The organism is Bacillus sp. N1(2025), from assembly GCF_053470005.1.
The window spans coordinates 247,091-262,738 of the sequence record NZ_JBLTJB010000006.1; the positions used below are offsets into that span (position 1 = coordinate 247,091).

Consider the following 15,648-nt stretch of genomic DNA (forward strand, 5'->3'; position numbering starts at 1 on the left):
AACCGCACCCCGAGTCTATAGACCGGGGTGTTTTTTACGGCCTTCAAGCGGAAACGGAGGAGAAAAACATGAATCATTTAACGGCGATGTCTGAACTGAGCACGGCTGAAATTACAGAACTGCTGCGTGAGGCAAAAGCGATAAAAGAGGGAACAGTCCGCCCCGATCTCGCGGGGAAATTTGTTGCGAATCTGTTTTTTGAACCGAGCACGAGAACGCGGTTCAGCTTTGAAGTGGCGGAAAAGAAACTCGGGATGAACGTACTAAGCTTAGACGATACGAGCACAAGCGTTCAAAAAGGCGAGTCCTTATATGACACGGTCAAAACACTGGAATCAATCGGAGCGAACGCCTGCGTCATCCGGCACAGCACGGATGAATATTACAAAGATCTGACCGGCAGAGTCAATATTCCGATCTTAAACGCCGGCGACGGCTGCGGCCAGCACCCGACTCAGTCATTACTCGATTTAATGACGATTCAAGAGGAATTTGAGACCTTTCAGGGCCTGACGGTTTCCATTCATGGCGATATCAAACACAGCAGGGTGGCAAGGTCGAATGCCGAGGTGCTGACAAGGCTCGGCGCACGTGTGCTGTTTTCTGGTCCGCCGCAATGGCAGGATGAGAAAAACGCCTTCGGCACCTGTGTTCAGACGGATGAAGCCATACAAGCTTCAGATGTCGTCATGCTGCTCCGCATCCAAAATGAAAGGCATCAGACAGAAGCCGACCAAAAAGGCTATCTGGAAGCATACGGGCTGACCGCAAAGCGGGCGGAGAGCATGAAGCGGCATGCCATCATCATGCATCCCGCACCGGTGAACAGAGGAGTCGAAATTGACACAACATTAGTGGAATGCGGAAAATCAAGAATCTTTAAACAAATGGAAAATGGTGTGTATATCAGAATGGCAGTCTTAAAAAGAGCACTGCAAACCAATGTGAAAAGGGGAGAAGCGGCTTATGTCTTATCTCATTAAAAACGGCTGGATGTTAAATGAACAGGGAGAAAAAGTGGCACAGGATATCCGGGTAACGGGTGAGTTTATTATGGAAACCGGGCTTTTGACAGCGAAAGACGGAGAAACGGTGATCGACGCTGACGGACTGTTTGTTTCACCGGGGCTCGTAGACCTTCATGTCCACTTCAGAGAACCGGGCGGCGAGAAAAAAGAAACCATTGAGACGGGCTCTAAAGCCGCGGCGCGGGGCGGCTTTACCACAGTCGCAGCCATGCCGAATACAAGGCCGGTGCCGGATACGAAAGAGCAGATGGAATGGCTGCAAAACCGGATCAAAGAAACCTCATCTGTCAGGGTGCTTCCTTACGCATCAATTACGATCAGACAAACGGGCGAAGAAATGACAGATTTTGAGGCGCTTCATGAAGCGGGCGCATTCGCCTTCACCGATGACGGCGTCGGCGTTCAGACGGCCGGAATGATGTATGAAGCCATGAAACGGGCGGCTTCAATGAATAAAGCGATTGTCGCTCATTGTGAGGATAACTCGCTTATTTACGGAGGGAGCGTGCATGAAGGATCTTTTTCAAAAGCGAACGGTCTGAACGGCATACCTTCCATTTGCGAAGCGGTACATATCGCCCGTGACGTCCTGCTGGCGGAAGCGGCGGGCTGCCATTACCATGTGTGTCATATCAGCACGAAAGAATCCGTCAGAGCCGTAAGAGACGCAAAAAAAGCGGGAATCCGCGTGACGGCGGAAGTGTCGCCGCACCACCTGCTGCTTTGTGACGAAGATATCCCGGGACTTGATACCAATTTTAAAATGAATCCGCCGCTTCGCAGCAAAGAGGACAGAGAGGCGCTGATTGAAGGGCTGTTAGACGGTACGATTGATTTCATCGCCACTGACCATGCGCCGCATACAGAAGAAGAGAAAAACACGGATATGAAGCTTGCGCCTTTCGGTATCGTCGGTTTAGAAACAGCCTTTCCGCTTCTGTACACACATTTTGTGAAAAACGGGGCGTGGACGCTGAAGCAGCTGGTTGATTTCATGACGGCAAAACCTTGCGAGGCGTTCGGTCTTCCGTACGGAACGCTTGCACCGGGCGCGCCTGCTGACATCACCCTGATTGATCTGGAAAAAGAAGCGGCCATTGACAAAGATACATTTTTATCTAAAGGAAAAAATACGCCATTCAACAAGATGAAGTGCTTCGGCTGGCCTGTTGCAACGATGGCTGCCGGTAAGCTTGCATACGAAGAAGGGAGACTCGTCAAATGAAAAGAAGACTAGTGCTGGAAAATGGAGCGGTATTTGAGGGTGAAGCATTCGGGAGCCTGGAACATACCGCGGGTGAAGTCGTATTCAACACGGGAATGACCGGTTATCAGGAAATTTTATCAGACCCTTCTTACTGCGGGCAGATCGTGACGCTGACGTATCCACTGATCGGCAACTACGGAATTAACAGAGATGACTTTGAATCCATCACTCCTTTTGTAAAAGGGCTGATCGTAAAAGAACTGTGCGAGCTGCCTTCCAACTGGCGTTCGGCTTACACGCTTGACGAGTATTTGAAAATGAAAAATATCCCCGGCTTACAAGGGATTGACACGAGAAAGCTCACAAGAATGATCCGCACGGCCGGCGCATTAAAAGGAACGTTTGCTTCAAGCGAGGAGAATGTCGGAGAGGTTCTTGCAAGGCTGAAAGAAACGGAACTGCCGAGAAATCAAGTCGCTCAAGTATCTGCGAAAACGGCATATCCGAGTCCGGGCCGCGGCAAACGCATCGTACTCGTCGATTTCGGTATGAAGCACGGCATTTTAAGAGAGTTAAACAAAAGAAAATGCGATGTCATCGTTGTGCCGTACAATGTAACGGCGGAAGAAGTGCTTCAGCTCAAGCCGGACGGCATCATGCTTTCTAACGGACCCGGAGATCCGAAAGATGTGCCGGAAGCCATTGAAATGATAAAAGGCATACTCGGGAAGGTGCCGTTATTCGGAATCTGCCTCGGCCACCAATTATTTGCGCTGGCATCCGGAGCGGAAACGGAAAAAATGAAATTCGGACACAGGGGTTCCAATCATCCGGTTAAAGAGCTTGCGACAGGGAAAGTCGCTTTAACCGCCCAAAACCACGGATATACAGTTTCTTCAATAGATGAGACAGAGCTTGAAGTGACGCACATTGCGATCAATGATCAAACGATCGAAGGACTCAAGCATAAAACATTGCCGGCATTTACGGTTCAGTACCACCCTGAAGCTTCACCGGGGCCGGAAGACGCCAATCATTTATTTGACAGATTCATTGACTTGATCGAAACAACTGAGAAAGAAGGGGAAGCGGTATGCCAAAACGCGTAGATATTAAAAAGATTTTAGTGATCGGATCAGGCCCGATTATTATCGGACAGGCGGCGGAATTTGATTATGCGGGCACACAGGCGTGTCTCGCTTTAAAGGAAGAAGGCTATGAAGTCATTCTCGTCAACTCGAATCCGGCAACGATTATGACGGATACGGAAATGGCTGATCGGGTATACATAGAACCGCTGACGCCGGAGTTTCTCACGCGTATTATCAGAAAAGAACGGCCGGACGCCATCCTGCCGACTCTGGGAGGACAGACCGGACTGAATCTTGCCGTCGAGCTGTCTGAACTCGGGGTTCTTGAGGAATGCGGGGTGGAAGTGCTCGGCACAAAGCTGTCCGCCATCCAGCAGGCGGAAGACCGCGACTTATTCCGTACGCTGATGAATGAGCTGAATGAACCGGTGCCGGAAAGTGAGATCATCCGCACTCTACAGGAAGCCGAGGAATTTGTCGGCCGGATCGGGTTTCCGGTTATCGTGCGCCCCGCTTACACATTAGGCGGAACGGGCGGCGGCATCTGCTCGAATGAAGCAGAACTGAAAGAGATCGTCGAAAACGGATTAAAACTCAGCCCCGTCCATCAGTGCCTTCTGGAAAAAAGCATTGCCGGTTACAAAGAGATCGAATATGAAGTCATGAGAGACAGCAGAGATCACGCGATCGTCGTCTGCAACATGGAAAATATCGATCCGGTCGGCATCCACACGGGCGACAGCATCGTCGTTGCCCCGAGCCAGACTCTGAGCGACCGGGAATATCAGCTTTTGCGCAATGTTTCATTAAAGCTGATCCGCGCGCTCGGCATTGAAGGCGGCTGTAATGTTCAGCTCGCGCTCGATCCCGACAGCTTCCAATATTACATTATCGAAGTGAATCCGCGGGTGAGCCGCTCATCTGCCCTCGCTTCAAAAGCGACGGGTTACCCGATCGCAAAGCTTGCGGCGAAAATCGCAGTCGGGCTTTCTCTTGATGAAATGATGAATCCCGTAACGGGAAAAACATATGCGGCTTTTGAGCCCGCGCTTGACTATGTCGTTTCTAAAATCCCGCGCTGGCCGTTCGACAAATTTGAGTCGGCAAACCGCAGGCTCGGGACGCAAATGAAAGCCACCGGAGAGGTCATGGCCATCGGACGCACCCTTGAAGAATCGCTGTTAAAGGCGGTCCGCTCACTGGAAGCCGATGTCTATCACCTGGAACTGAAGGATGCGGAAGAGATTTCGGACGGACTTTTGGAAAAACGGATCAGAAAAGCCGGGGATGAACGCCTGTTTTATCTTGCTGAAGCGTTCAGAAGAGGCTATACAGTGGAGCAGCTTCATGAGTTTTCCGCAATTGACGTATTCTTTTTGCACAAGCTCTGTAAGCTGGTCGCTTTTGAAACAGAGCTGAAAGCGGAAAAAGGCAGCCTCGCCGTCCTTCAGACAGCGAAGCAACTCGGTTTCTCCGACAAATATATCAGCCGGGAATGGAATATGCCGGAACAAGAGCTGTATCAAATGCGAAAAGAAGCAGACATCAAGCCTGTATATAAAATGGTGGATACATGCGCGGCGGAATTCGAATCAGAAACCCCGTACTTCTACAGCACATATGAGGAAGAGAACGAATCTGAGGTTACTTCAAGAAAAAGCGTCGTCGTCCTCGGTTCCGGGCCGATCCGTATCGGACAGGGCGTCGAATTTGACTATGCGACCGTTCATTCTGTCTGGGCGATCAAGCAGGCAGGCTATGAAGCGATTATTATCAACAACAATCCTGAGACGGTGTCCACTGATTTCAGCATATCAGACAAACTGTATTTTGAACCGCTGACGGTTGAAGATGTCATGCACATCATTGATTTGGAACAGCCGGAAGGCGTTGTTGTCCAATTCGGCGGCCAGACGGCGATCAATCTTGCGGAAGAATTGAGCGCCCGCGGCGTCAAAATTCTCGGCACATCACTAGAAGATTTAGACCGTGCGGAAGACCGGGATAAGTTCGAGCAGGCGCTTGAGGCGCTGAATGTGCCGCAGCCTCTCGGAAAAACCGCCGTGTCGGTGAACGAAGCTGTCAAAATCGCCGCATCCATCGGCTATCCGGTACTTGTCCGCCCTTCGTATGTGCTCGGCGGCCGGGCGATGGAAATCGTCTATCACGAAGAAGAGCTGCTTCACTATATGAAAAATGCGGTCAAAATCAACCCGCAGCATCCGGTGTTAATCGACCGTTATCTGACGGGGAAAGAAATCGAAGTCGATGCCGTATCTGACGGCGAAACAGTCGTTATTCCGGGAATTATGGAGCATATCGAGCGGGCCGGCGTCCATTCAGGGGATTCAATCGCCGTCTATCCGCCTCAGTCTTTAAGCGAAGACATAAAGAAAAAAATCGAACAATACACTGTAGCCTTGGCAAAAGGCCTTAACATCATCGGGTTGCTGAACATCCAGTTCGTACTTTCGAAAGGTGAGGTGTATGTGCTTGAGGTAAATCCGCGGTCAAGCAGAACCGTGCCGTTCTTAAGCAAAATCACAAAAATCCCAATGGCGAACCTGGCGACAAAGGTCATCCTCGGTCAAAAGCTTGCTGATTTCGGCTATCAAGAGGGGCTGCAGCCTGAACAGCAGGGGGTATTCGTGAAAGCGCCTGTCTTCTCATTCGCGAAGCTGAGAAGAGTGGATATTACGTTAGGCCCTGAAATGAAGTCGACGGGAGAGGTCATGGGCAAAGATTCAACCCTGGAAAAAGCGCTCTATAAAGCGCTGATTGCTTCTGGCATTCAAATCCCGAACTACGGCTCAGTGCTGTTGACTGTTGCCGATAAAGATAAAGAAGAAGGACTGCTGATCGCCAAGCGGTTCCACGCCATCGGCTATAAAATCTTGGCAACGGAAGGAACGGCGGCTTATTTGAAAGACGCTCAGATTCCGGCTCAGGTCGTCGGAAAAATCGGCGAAGAAGGGAAAAATCTGCTCGATGTCATCAGAAACGGCGAAGCGCAATTTGTCATCAATACGCTGACAAAGGGCAAACAGCCGGCCAGAGACGGCTTCAGAATCCGCCGCGAATCCGTTGAGAACGGAGTCGCCTGCCTGACATCTTTAGATACGGCCGAAGCCATTTTGCGGGTACTGGAAAGCATGACATTCCGGGCGGATCATATGCCTGCATCCGAAACCAATCAAAAGGCGGCAGTCACGATATGAAAAAAGCGCATTTGACTGTTCAATCCAACTTAGAGATTGCCGACCGGATTTATAAGATGGTGCTGAAAGGAGAGCTTGTCCGGCACCTTACCGAGCCGGGTCAATTTCTTCATCTGAAGGTGAGTGACGCGGTCACGCCGCTATTAAGAAGACCGCTCAGCATTGCGGACGTCAATTTCGCCGCGAATGAAGTATCCGTTATCTACAGAGCTGACGGTGAGGGAACGCGTCTTTTGTCCGGGAAAAAAGAGGGCGGCAGGATAGACGTTCTCGGCCCTCTCGGCAACGGATTCCCCGTCCGGCGGATTGAACCCGGCAAAACCGCGCTGTTAGTCGGAGGCGGAGTCGGGGTTCCGCCTTTGCAGGAACTGTCAAAGCGCCTGACGGAAAAAGGCGTAAACGTCATTCATGTGCTTGGATTTCAATCAGCAAAGGATGTTTTTTACGAACAGGAATGTCGTGCGTACGGAGACACCTATGTGGCGACGGCTGACGGAACATATGGAGAGAAAGGATTTGTCACCGATGTCATCCGTGAAAAGCAGCTCGAATTCGATGTCCTGCTAAGCTGCGGACCGACACCGATGCTGAAAGCTCTGAAGCAGCAGTACAGCCATAAAGAGGTTTATCTTTCGATGGAAGAGCGGATGGGCTGCGGCATCGGGGCCTGCTTCGCCTGCGTGTGCCGCACGGGTGAAAGCGATACATCCTATGTAAAGGTCTGCCTTGACGGGCCGGTATTTAAAGCTGAGGAGGTGGCGCTGTAATGTTAGAAGTGAATCTGCCGGGTCTCCAATTGAAAAATCCGATCATCCCCGCTTCCGGATGTTTCGGTTTCGGGAAAGAATATGCCGGATTTTACGATTTATCATGCCTCGGAGGCATTATGATTAAAGCCACGACGAACGAAGCCCGCTTCGGAAATCCGACACCGAGAGTGGCGGAGACAAGCGCGGGAATGCTGAATGCCATCGGACTGCAAAATCCCGGCCTTGAGCATGTGCTCAATCATGAGCTGCCTTGGCTCGAACAATTTGACACGCCGATTATCGCAAATGTCGCCGGTTCTCAGGTGGACGACTATAAAGAAGTGGCCGAGCACATCAGCCAAGCTCCGAATGTGCATGCGCTTGAGCTTAACATTTCATGTCCGAATGTCAAAACGGGGGGGATTGCTTTTGGCACTGATCCCGTCATGGCGGCCGAACTGACAAAAGCGGTGAAAGAAGTTTCCGCAGTGCCTGTGTATGTGAAGCTTTCGCCTAATGTCGCAAACATAACCGAAATTGCCAAAGCGATTGAAGCGGCCGGTGCTGACGGTCTGACGATGATTAATACACTCATCGGGATGAGGCTCGATCTCAAGACGGGACGGCCGATCTTAGCAAATAAAACGGGCGGACTGTCAGGCCCGGCGATCAAACCGGTCGCCATCCGGATGGTATACGAAGTCAGCCAGGCCGTTCAAATCCCGATTATCGGGATGGGCGGCGTTCAGACCGCAGAGGATGCATTAGAATTTCTCCTTGCGGGAGCGAGTGCGGTTGCCGTCGGCACGGCGAACTTCGTCAATCCGTTCGTCTGCCCGGAAATCATAGAACAGCTCCCCCGTGTGCTGCGCCAACACGGCTTTCAATCTGTAAGTGAATGCATCGGAAGGAGCTGGAAACATGAAAAACAACCTGCCCATCATCGCGCTTGATTTTGCATCAGGGGAAGAGACTTTAACGTTTTTAGACTTGTTTGAAAAGGAAAGGCTTTTTGTCAAAACGGGGATGGAACTTTTTTATCAGGAAGGCCCCGCCATCATTCACCAATTAAAAGAACGGAACTGTGATATATTTTTAGATTTAAAGCTTCATGATATCCCGACTACGGTCAATAAAGCGATGAGGCGGCTTGCCGGCCTCGGCGTTGATCTCGTCAATGTGCATGCGGCAGGGGGCGCACGCATGATGCGGGCGGCCCTAGAGGGGCTTGAAGAAGGCACGCCGGCAGGCAGAAAACGACCGTCTTTAATCGCGGTGACTCAGCTGACCAGCACTTCAGAGCAGGTGGCGAAGGAAGAGCTTCTGCTGCATAAGCCGCTGTTAGAAACGGTTGTGCATTACGGCAAAATGGCGGAAGAGTGCGGGCTGGACGGAGTGGTATGTTCGGTACATGAAACAAAAGCCATTTATGAAGCGGTCCGGCCTTCATTTCTGACAGTCACACCGGGCATCCGCACGGCCAGTGACGCAGCTGACGATCAAGTCCGGACGGCGACTCCGTCATTTGCGAAAGAAAACGGGTCGTCAGCCATCGTCGTGGGCCGCTCAATTACAAAAGCGGAAAACCCCGTTAAAGCATATGAAGCAATTAAACTGGAATGGGAGGGCGTTCGCCGATGAAACAGGCTATCGCAAAACATCTATTACACATTGAAGCTGTCTTTTTACGCCCGAATGAGCCGTTTACGTGGGCGAGCGGCATTTTATCACCGATCTATTGTGACAACCGTCTGACATTGTCGTATCCAAAAGTGAGAAATGATGTGGCGGACGGGCTCGGCAAACTGCTGAAAGAGCATTTCCCCGAGGCGGAGATGATCGCGGGCACTGCAACGGCGGGCATTCCGCATGCTGCGCTTCTCGCAGATCGTACAGGCGCGCCGATGTGCTACGTCAGAAGCAAACCGAAAGCGCACGGCAAAGGAAATCAAATAGAAGGCGCCATTAAGAAAGGACAAAAAACAGTCGTGATTGAAGACTTGATTTCTACCGGGGGCAGCGTGCTTGAAGCTGCGGCGGCCCTTCAAAGAGAGGGCGCGGAAGTCCTCGGCGTCATTTCCATTTTTACATACGGACTGCCGAAAGCAAAAGAAGCCTTTAAAAAAGCGGGTCTTCCTTATTACTCGTTAACGGATTATGACACGCTGATTGAAGTCGCGCTTGCAAACGGAACGATACATTCAGATGACATTGAAAAACTGAAATCATGGAAATTGAATCCCGAGTCAAAAGATTGGTTTAAAAAATAATGACAATAAAAACAGGCCTCAGGGCCTGTTTTATTATTCCTATCAAAAAACTCGGGTTGACTTCTGTTAGAATTGTGCTAAAATTTAGTACAAATCTAAAAAGCTTATCAAGAGCGGCTGAGGGACTGGACCGATGACGCCCGGCAACCTGCGTGAATTGCAAGGTGCCGCATCCAGAAAAATGCACAGCATTTTGAAGATAAGGGCTATACCGGGTCACTGTCTTTCATTCCGCTGGATTGAAAGTTTTTTATATGAAAAAAAGATTGAGGGATAAGACAACCGGCAGAAAACAACAGCTGTTTGATTGTCTCCGGGAGGAGGAAAGAAAAAATGCTAACGTATGACACATGGGAAGAGCCGGCGATTACATTTCCGGAAGACGATTCCTATAAAGGCGCGCTGTCCGTTTTAAAATGGGCATACGGCCACTACGGAGACCAGCTTGTTTACGCGTGCAGCTTCGGGATTGAGGGCATCGTCCTGATCGATTTAATTTCTAAAGTAAAGAAAGACGCGGAAATCGTGTTTCTTGATACGGGTCTTCACTTTAAAGAAACATATGAAACGATCGAAAAAGTGAAAGAGCGTTACCCGGGGCTGAACATTATCCTGAAAAAGCCAAGCCTTACTCTTGAGGAACAGGCCGAGGCTCACGGAGATAAACTGTGGGAAAGAGAACCGAACCAGTGCTGCTACATCAGAAAAATTCTGCCGTTAAGAGAAGCGCTCGCGGGGCATCCGGCATGGCTGTCCGGTCTTCGCCGGGATCAAGGGCCGAGCCGGGCGAATACGAATTTCCTGAATAAAGACGACAAGTTTCAATCGATTAAAGTATGCCCGCTGATCCATTGGACATGGAAAGACATCTGGAGATATACTTCCAAGCATGAGCTGGATTACAATATCCTCCACGATCAGGGGTATCCGAGCATCGGCTGTGAACCGTGCACTTCACCTGCATTTACCGCGGAAGATTTGCGGAGCGGCAGATGGAACGGCATGGCGAAAACAGAATGCGGACTGCATGAATAAAGGAGCTGCACGATGGAATTAGCCGCTATTTTATTCTGCCTGTTTTTTGCCATGAATATCGGAGCCAGCGGAGCCGCGGCTTCAATGGGAGTCGCTTACGGGTCCGGCGCCGTTAAAAAGAAAACGTATGCGCTGATCATCTGCGCGGCCGGAGTCCTGTCAGGGGCGGTTATCGGCGGCGGTGAAGTTGTTAAGACGATCAGCGGCGGAATCATTCCCGAACAAACCATTACGCTCACCATTGTCTGCATTATTATCGGATCGGCGGCGCTATCGTTATTCACGGCGAATGTGCTCGGCATTCCGCTGTCGACGAGTGAGGTCACTGTCGGGGCGATTGTCGGTGTCGGCGTCGCGTACAAAGTATTGTTTTTACAGCATCTTTTGGTCATCGTGAGTTTTTGGGTGCTTGTACCGTTTGTCGCGTTCTGTTTCACGTTTCTCGTCTCGAAGGTATTCAGTTCTCTGAATATTCGAGTCATTTCGAATCGGAAACAGAAGATTTTAGGGATTGTGCTGCTGATTGCGGGGTTTTGGGAAGCTTTTTCAGCCGGAATGAATAATGTCGCAAATGCAGTGGGCCCTCTGGTTGCTGCGGGCGTGCTCAGCGTGTCCAAAGGAACGCTGTACGGAGGCATCTTTGTCGCTCTCGGCGCTCTGCTTTTAGGACGTAAAGTGCTTGAAACCAACGGGAAAAAGATTACGAGATTTTCAGCCGGAGAAGGCATACTGCTTTCAGGAACCGGCGCGGGGCTTGTCATTATCAGTTCCGTCTTCGGTCTGCCGGTCCCATTGGCGCAAGTCACATCATCATCAATTATCGGTATCGGAATGGCCAAAAACGGGCCGAACGTTTTTCATAAAGAAGTCGTGAAAACGATGCTCAAAGTATGGGTCGTTTCGCCGTTTTTGTCACTATCGATTTCGTATCTGCTTGTCTCCCTGCTGTTAAAAGGAGATTACTATTCCATCTTTATGATGGCCAGCGTGCTTTTGGCAGCTGGCGGAGCCGCCAGTCTGATGAAAGCCATCCGAAAAGAGAAACGCTCTGTCCATGAACAAGGCGGGGGCATTTAACTATTAATCTGAGTTTATTTATCTGTTAACTGGGAGGAATCATGTATTATGAGTTTAGCACCGCACGGAGGAACATTAATTAACCGGGTGAATGAGCAGTATGATCTTACATCCGTCCAAAAAGAAATTGAGCTTGATTTGATTTCGTTCGCTGATTTAGAGCTGATCGGCATCGGGGGGTACAGCCCGATTGAAGGATTTTTCACAGAAAAAGATTACGTGTCAGTCGTTGAAAATATGCGTCTGGCATCCGGGGTTGTCTGGTCCCTGCCGATCACGCTTCCGGTCGATTCAGAAAAAGCGGCTGAGCTTGCCGTCGGCGACACGGTGAAACTGACTTACGGCGGAGAAACATATGGCGTCGTCGACATCGAAGATATTTATACGCCGGATAAACAAAAAGAAGCTGTTCACGTATATAAAACCGATGATGCCGCGCATCCGGGCGTGAAAAAATTATTTTCGCGCGGCGATACGTATATCGGCGGGCCGATCACATTAGTTAAAAAAGCGTCAAAGCAGTTTCCTGAGTTTACATTTGAACCTGCCGATACAAGACGAAGCTTCGAAGAAAAGGGCTGGAAAACCATCGTCGGTTTCCAAACGAGAAATCCGGTTCACCGCGCCCACGAATATATCCAAAAAACCGCGCTTGAGACGGTTGACGGCCTGTTTTTGAACCCGCTCGTCGGTGAAACAAAATCAGATGACATTCCGGCGGATGTCAGAATGGAAAGCTACCAGGTGCTGCTCGATCATTATTATCCGAAAGACCGCGTTTTCCTCGGTGTATTTTTGGCGGCAATGCGGTATGCGGGGCCGAGAGAAGCCATTTTCCACGCGCTTGTCCGCAAAAACTACGGCTGCACGCATTTTATCGTCGGCCGCGATCATGCCGGCGTCGGTGATTACTACGGCACATATGAAGCGCAAGAGCTGTTTGATCAATTTACAGCGGATGAACTCGGGATTACACCGATGAAATTCGAGCACAGCTTCTTCTGCCGGAAATGCGGCAACATGGGAACGGCCAAAACATGCCCGCATGACAGAGAAGACCACGTCATTCTGTCAGGAACAAAGGTCAGAGAAATGCTGCGGAGCGGCGTCATGCCGCCGGCGGAATTCAGCCGTCCTGAAGTTGTCGAGGTGTTGATTAAAGGGCTGAAAACGAAAGAAGAAGCAGGCGTTTCTTAAGGAGGAAAATAGAGTGACAAATCGTGATATCGTGTGGCATGAAGCCTCAATAACGAAAGAAGAATACCAGCAGAAAAACAAGCATAAAAGCTCTATCCTCTGGCTGACGGGCTTAAGCGGTTCGGGGAAATCCACGATTGCAAACGCCGCAGCGCGCGAGCTGTTTGAACAAGGCTATCAAGTCATCGTGCTTGATGGTGATAACATCCGCCACGGCTTAAACAAGGACTTAGGTTTTTCCGATGATGACCGCAAGGAAAATATACGCCGCATCGGGGAAGTGGCGAAGCTTTTCGTTCAGCAGGGAACCATCGTCATCACGGCTTTTATTTCTCCGTTCCGTGAGGACAGAGATCAGGTGAGAGAGCTTGTGGCAGAGGGCGAATTTAATGAAATCTACGTGAAATGCGATCTCGATATATGCGAAAAGCGCGATCCGAAAGGTTTATATAAAAAAGCAAGAAATGGTGAAATTCCGTTCTTTACGGGGATCGACTCACCGTATGAAGAGCCGAAAGCGCCTGAGCTCGTACTTGATTCAGGCAAATGTGAACGCGAAGAATGCACCGGAAGACTGGTTGACTTTGTGAAAAACAGCTTAGCATAATAGGTCCAAAAAGGCCGCGCAATCAGCCGGATATCCCCCCTAATGGCGGGATATGGTAAAATAGCTGAAGTGCGGCCGCGGCTGTTCTGGGAAGATTTCAAAACGGATCGGGGAGACATGCTATGGGGAAAGTATTTATCGTTGGAGCCGGTCCGGGAGATCCGGACTTATTAACGGTGAAGGCAATGAAAGCCATACAGAAAGCGGATGTTATATTATATGACAGATTGGTAAGCAAAGAGATTTTACAGTATGCCGGAGAAGAAGCGGATCTGATTTACTGCGGCAAGCTCCCGGATTTTCACATTATGAAACAGGATACGATCAACCGTTTCCTTGTGAAGTATGCGAAAAAAGGAAAAACCGTTGTAAGGCTCAAGGGGGGCGACCCGTTTGTTTTCGGCCGCGGAGGCGAAGAAGCGGAGGCTCTCGCGCAAAACGCCATTCCGTTTGAGATCGTTCCCGGCATTACATCAGGAATCGCGGCTGCTGCTTATGCCGGCATTCCCGTGACGCACAGAGAGGCGAGCTCCAATGTCGCATTCGTTACGGGGCATTATAAACAAGAAGACGACTTTGAAGAAAAATGGAAAGCGCTGGCGACGGGCATTGATACGCTGGTGATTTATATGGGAATTAAAAATATCCGGCAGATAGAAAGAATGCTGCTGGAAAACGGAAGAGACGCCGGCACCCCGGCAGCCTTTATTCATTGGGGAACGACGGACAGGCAAAAAACAGTCGTCTGCACCGTCGGCACGCTTTCAGACACAGTGATAAAAGAAGAAATCAAAAACCCGAGCTTAATTGTTATCGGTGATGTCGTCAATTATCACTGCAAACTGGACTGGTATGCATCTGAACAGAAAAATCTGGATTTGAGCGAGGCGTTGTAAATGAAGCAGGCGATTTTATACATCGGGCACGGAAGCAGGCTGAAAAAAGCGCAGACAGAGTCGGCGGCGTTTTTAAAAGGGTGCATGCCGCACGCTGACGCTCCCATTCAGGAAATTTGTTTTTTAGAACTGCAGGAACCGTCTATTGAAGCGGGATTTGAAGCATGTGTCAGACAAGGCGCCACTCATATTGCGGCCGTGCCTTTGCTGCTGTTGACCGCTGCCCACGCAAAACATGACATTCCGGCTGAAATCGCCCGTGCGGCGGCCCTGCATCCCGATATAAAAGTGACATATGGTGTTCCGATCGGAGTGGACGATGAAGTCGTAAAAGCGGTGCATCATCGCATTGAAGATACCGGAGTGCCCATTGAGCAGGCGAAAGTGGTGCTGATCGGAAGAGGAAGCACAGATCCGGCAGTTAAAAACGCAGTCAGTAAGATTGCCGGAAAACTTGAGGCGATTACACCTGTTAAAGAAGTCATCCCTTGTTTTTTAACAGCATGTGACCCGCACTATAAAGAAGTGTTTGCCGGCCTTGAAGAGGATGACGGAGCACCCGTTTTTATCGTTCCATATCTTCTGTTTACCGGGCTTTTAATGACTGAGATTGAACGGGAAGTTCAAAAGCTTCAAACGATCAATCAAAATGTTCATCTCGCTTCATACTTAGGTTTTCACCCGCATATTAAGCAGGCGTTTTTGAACCGTGTGTCAGAAGCTGTTCGAAACCCCGGCGGCCAGTTTGATTTTAAGGGGGGACAGTATGCTGCCTCTGCACATTAATCTAAGCGGAAAAAGAATTATCATCGCGGGCGGAGGCAATGTTGCCTTAAGAAGGCTCAAAACGGTGCTTCCGGAAGGCGCGGATATTACTGTAATCAGTCCCGATGCCCTGCCTGAAATTAAACAGCTGGCGGATGAAGGACGTATTCGCTGGGTTTCCCGTAAAATTGAAATGAAGGATCTCGCGCCCGCTTTTTTCATCATTGCCGCGACAAATGACCGCAGCGTGAATCAGGAGATAGCCGCGACCGCTTCTGAAACACAGCTGGTCAATTGTGTAAGCGAGGCTGAACAGGGCAGCGTGTATATGCCGAAGATCATCCGCAAAGGTCGCATTCAAGTATCCGTATCAACAAGCGGCGCAAGCCCGGCACATACGAAAAGACTGGCTGAGGACATAGAGCCTCTCATTACTGCTGATTTGGCTGAAGAAGTGGATCGTTTATTTGAGAAAAGAAGAAGATCATAAAAAACACCTTGTCTGTCA

Annotated in this window: 15 protein-coding genes and 1 riboswitch; all 15 genes read left to right on the forward strand. The window is 50.0% G+C overall.

Annotation, left to right across the window (positions count from 1 at the left end; genetic code table 11):
- Positions 1 to 68 precede the first annotated feature (68 nt).
- The 15 genes from ACNFN4_RS15370 (at position 69) to ACNFN4_RS15440 (ending at position 15,630) form a co-directional block, all read left to right on the forward strand.
- Entirely contained in the window at positions 69 to 983 is a 915-nt protein-coding gene (locus ACNFN4_RS15370; RefSeq protein ID WP_448200288.1) for an aspartate carbamoyltransferase catalytic subunit, read from the forward strand.
- Positions 967 to 2,253, forward strand: a complete 1,287-nt coding sequence (locus ACNFN4_RS15375; protein WP_167409067.1) for a dihydroorotase — start codon at positions 967 to 969, stop codon at positions 2,251 to 2,253. The genes ACNFN4_RS15370 and ACNFN4_RS15375 overlap by 17 nt, the downstream gene beginning before the upstream one ends.
- A complete protein-coding gene (locus ACNFN4_RS15380) occupies positions 2,250 to 3,344 on the forward strand; it encodes a carbamoyl phosphate synthase small subunit (RefSeq protein ID WP_007409730.1) in 1,095 nt (364 codons plus the stop codon). Before ACNFN4_RS15375 ends, ACNFN4_RS15380 begins: the two co-directional genes overlap by 4 nt.
- Complete coding sequence (carB, locus tag ACNFN4_RS15385; RefSeq protein WP_266054756.1) at positions 3,329 to 6,544, forward strand: carbamoyl-phosphate synthase (glutamine-hydrolyzing) large subunit; 3,216 nt, start codon at positions 3,329 to 3,331, stop codon at positions 6,542 to 6,544. Before ACNFN4_RS15380 ends, carB begins: the two co-directional genes overlap by 16 nt.
- Complete coding sequence (locus ACNFN4_RS15390; RefSeq protein ID WP_121984414.1) at positions 6,541 to 7,311, forward strand: dihydroorotate dehydrogenase electron transfer subunit; 771 nt, start codon at positions 6,541 to 6,543, stop codon at positions 7,309 to 7,311. The genes carB and ACNFN4_RS15390 overlap by 4 nt, the downstream gene beginning before the upstream one ends.
- Positions 7,311 to 8,246 (forward strand): dihydroorotate dehydrogenase, encoded by a 936-nt coding sequence (locus ACNFN4_RS15395; RefSeq protein WP_003154377.1) that lies wholly within the window; start codon positions 7,311 to 7,313, stop codon positions 8,244 to 8,246. Before ACNFN4_RS15390 ends, ACNFN4_RS15395 begins: the two co-directional genes overlap by 1 nt.
- A complete protein-coding gene (gene pyrF / locus ACNFN4_RS15400; protein WP_014417733.1) occupies positions 8,215 to 8,934 on the forward strand; it encodes an orotidine-5'-phosphate decarboxylase in 720 nt (239 codons plus the stop codon). The genes ACNFN4_RS15395 and pyrF overlap by 32 nt, the downstream gene beginning before the upstream one ends.
- Positions 8,931 to 9,563, forward strand: coding sequence for an orotate phosphoribosyltransferase (gene pyrE, locus ACNFN4_RS15405; RefSeq protein ID WP_017417751.1), 633 nt, complete (start codon positions 8,931 to 8,933; stop codon positions 9,561 to 9,563). Before pyrF ends, pyrE begins: the two co-directional genes overlap by 4 nt.
- Positions 9,564 to 9,664: 101 nt before the next feature.
- Positions 9,665 to 9,769: riboswitch (SAM riboswitch) on the forward strand.
- A 127-nt stretch (positions 9,770 to 9,896) separates the two neighbouring features.
- Positions 9,897 to 10,598 carry a phosphoadenylyl-sulfate reductase gene (locus ACNFN4_RS15410; RefSeq protein ID WP_003154369.1) on the forward strand — a complete coding sequence of 234 codons (702 nt, stop codon included), beginning with the start codon at positions 9,897 to 9,899 and terminating at the stop codon, positions 10,596 to 10,598.
- Positions 10,599 to 10,610: 12 nt separating this feature from the next.
- Positions 10,611 to 11,675 carry an inorganic phosphate transporter gene (locus tag ACNFN4_RS15415; RefSeq protein ID WP_012117522.1) on the forward strand — a complete coding sequence of 355 codons (1,065 nt, stop codon included), beginning with the start codon at positions 10,611 to 10,613 and terminating at the stop codon, positions 11,673 to 11,675.
- A 48-nt stretch (positions 11,676 to 11,723) separates the two neighbouring features.
- Entirely contained in the window at positions 11,724 to 12,872 is a 1,149-nt protein-coding gene (gene sat, locus ACNFN4_RS15420) for a sulfate adenylyltransferase (RefSeq protein ID WP_014417734.1), read from the forward strand.
- A 13-nt stretch (positions 12,873 to 12,885) separates the two neighbouring features.
- On the forward strand, positions 12,886 to 13,479 hold the full coding sequence (gene cysC / locus ACNFN4_RS15425) for an adenylyl-sulfate kinase (RefSeq protein ID WP_007611313.1): 594 nt from the start codon (positions 12,886 to 12,888) through the stop codon (positions 13,477 to 13,479).
- A 122-nt stretch (positions 13,480 to 13,601) separates the two neighbouring features.
- Positions 13,602 to 14,375 (forward strand): uroporphyrinogen-III C-methyltransferase, encoded by a 774-nt coding sequence (gene cobA, locus ACNFN4_RS15430; protein WP_007409740.1) that lies wholly within the window; start codon positions 13,602 to 13,604, stop codon positions 14,373 to 14,375.
- On the forward strand, positions 14,376 to 15,161 hold the full coding sequence (locus ACNFN4_RS15435) for a sirohydrochlorin chelatase (protein WP_014417735.1): 786 nt from the start codon (positions 14,376 to 14,378) through the stop codon (positions 15,159 to 15,161).
- Entirely contained in the window at positions 15,142 to 15,630 is a 489-nt protein-coding gene (locus ACNFN4_RS15440; RefSeq protein ID WP_014417736.1) for a precorrin-2 dehydrogenase/sirohydrochlorin ferrochelatase family protein, read from the forward strand. Before ACNFN4_RS15435 ends, ACNFN4_RS15440 begins: the two co-directional genes overlap by 20 nt.
- Positions 15,631 to 15,648: the final 18 nt, after the last annotated feature.

Bases quoted from the DNA above. Each gene is read 5' to 3' on its own strand.
- ACNFN4_RS15370 (WP_448200288.1), top strand. From the start codon at position 69: ATGAATCATTTAACGGCGATGTCTGAACTGAGCACGGCTGAAATTACA.
- ACNFN4_RS15375 (WP_167409067.1), top strand. From the start codon at position 967: ATGTCTTATCTCATTAAAAACGGCTGGATGTTAAATGAACAGGGAGAA.
- ACNFN4_RS15380 (WP_007409730.1), top strand. From the start codon at position 2,250: ATGAAAAGAAGACTAGTGCTGGAAAATGGAGCGGTATTTGAGGGTGAA.
- carB (WP_266054756.1), top strand. From the start codon at position 3,329: ATGCCAAAACGCGTAGATATTAAAAAGATTTTAGTGATCGGATCAGGC.
- ACNFN4_RS15390 (WP_121984414.1), top strand. From the start codon at position 6,541: ATGAAAAAAGCGCATTTGACTGTTCAATCCAACTTAGAGATTGCCGAC.
- ACNFN4_RS15395 (WP_003154377.1), top strand. From the start codon at position 7,311: ATGTTAGAAGTGAATCTGCCGGGTCTCCAATTGAAAAATCCGATCATC.
- pyrF (WP_014417733.1), top strand. From the start codon at position 8,215: ATGAAAAACAACCTGCCCATCATCGCGCTTGATTTTGCATCAGGGGAA.
- pyrE (WP_017417751.1), top strand. From the start codon at position 8,931: ATGAAACAGGCTATCGCAAAACATCTATTACACATTGAAGCTGTCTTT.
- ACNFN4_RS15410 (WP_003154369.1), top strand. From the start codon at position 9,897: ATGCTAACGTATGACACATGGGAAGAGCCGGCGATTACATTTCCGGAA.
- ACNFN4_RS15415 (WP_012117522.1), top strand. From the start codon at position 10,611: ATGGAATTAGCCGCTATTTTATTCTGCCTGTTTTTTGCCATGAATATC.
- sat (WP_014417734.1), top strand. From the start codon at position 11,724: ATGAGTTTAGCACCGCACGGAGGAACATTAATTAACCGGGTGAATGAG.
- cobA (WP_007409740.1), top strand. From the start codon at position 13,602: ATGGGGAAAGTATTTATCGTTGGAGCCGGTCCGGGAGATCCGGACTTA.
- ACNFN4_RS15435 (WP_014417735.1), top strand. From the start codon at position 14,376: ATGAAGCAGGCGATTTTATACATCGGGCACGGAAGCAGGCTGAAAAAA.
- ACNFN4_RS15440 (WP_014417736.1), top strand. From the start codon at position 15,142: ATGCTGCCTCTGCACATTAATCTAAGCGGAAAAAGAATTATCATCGCG.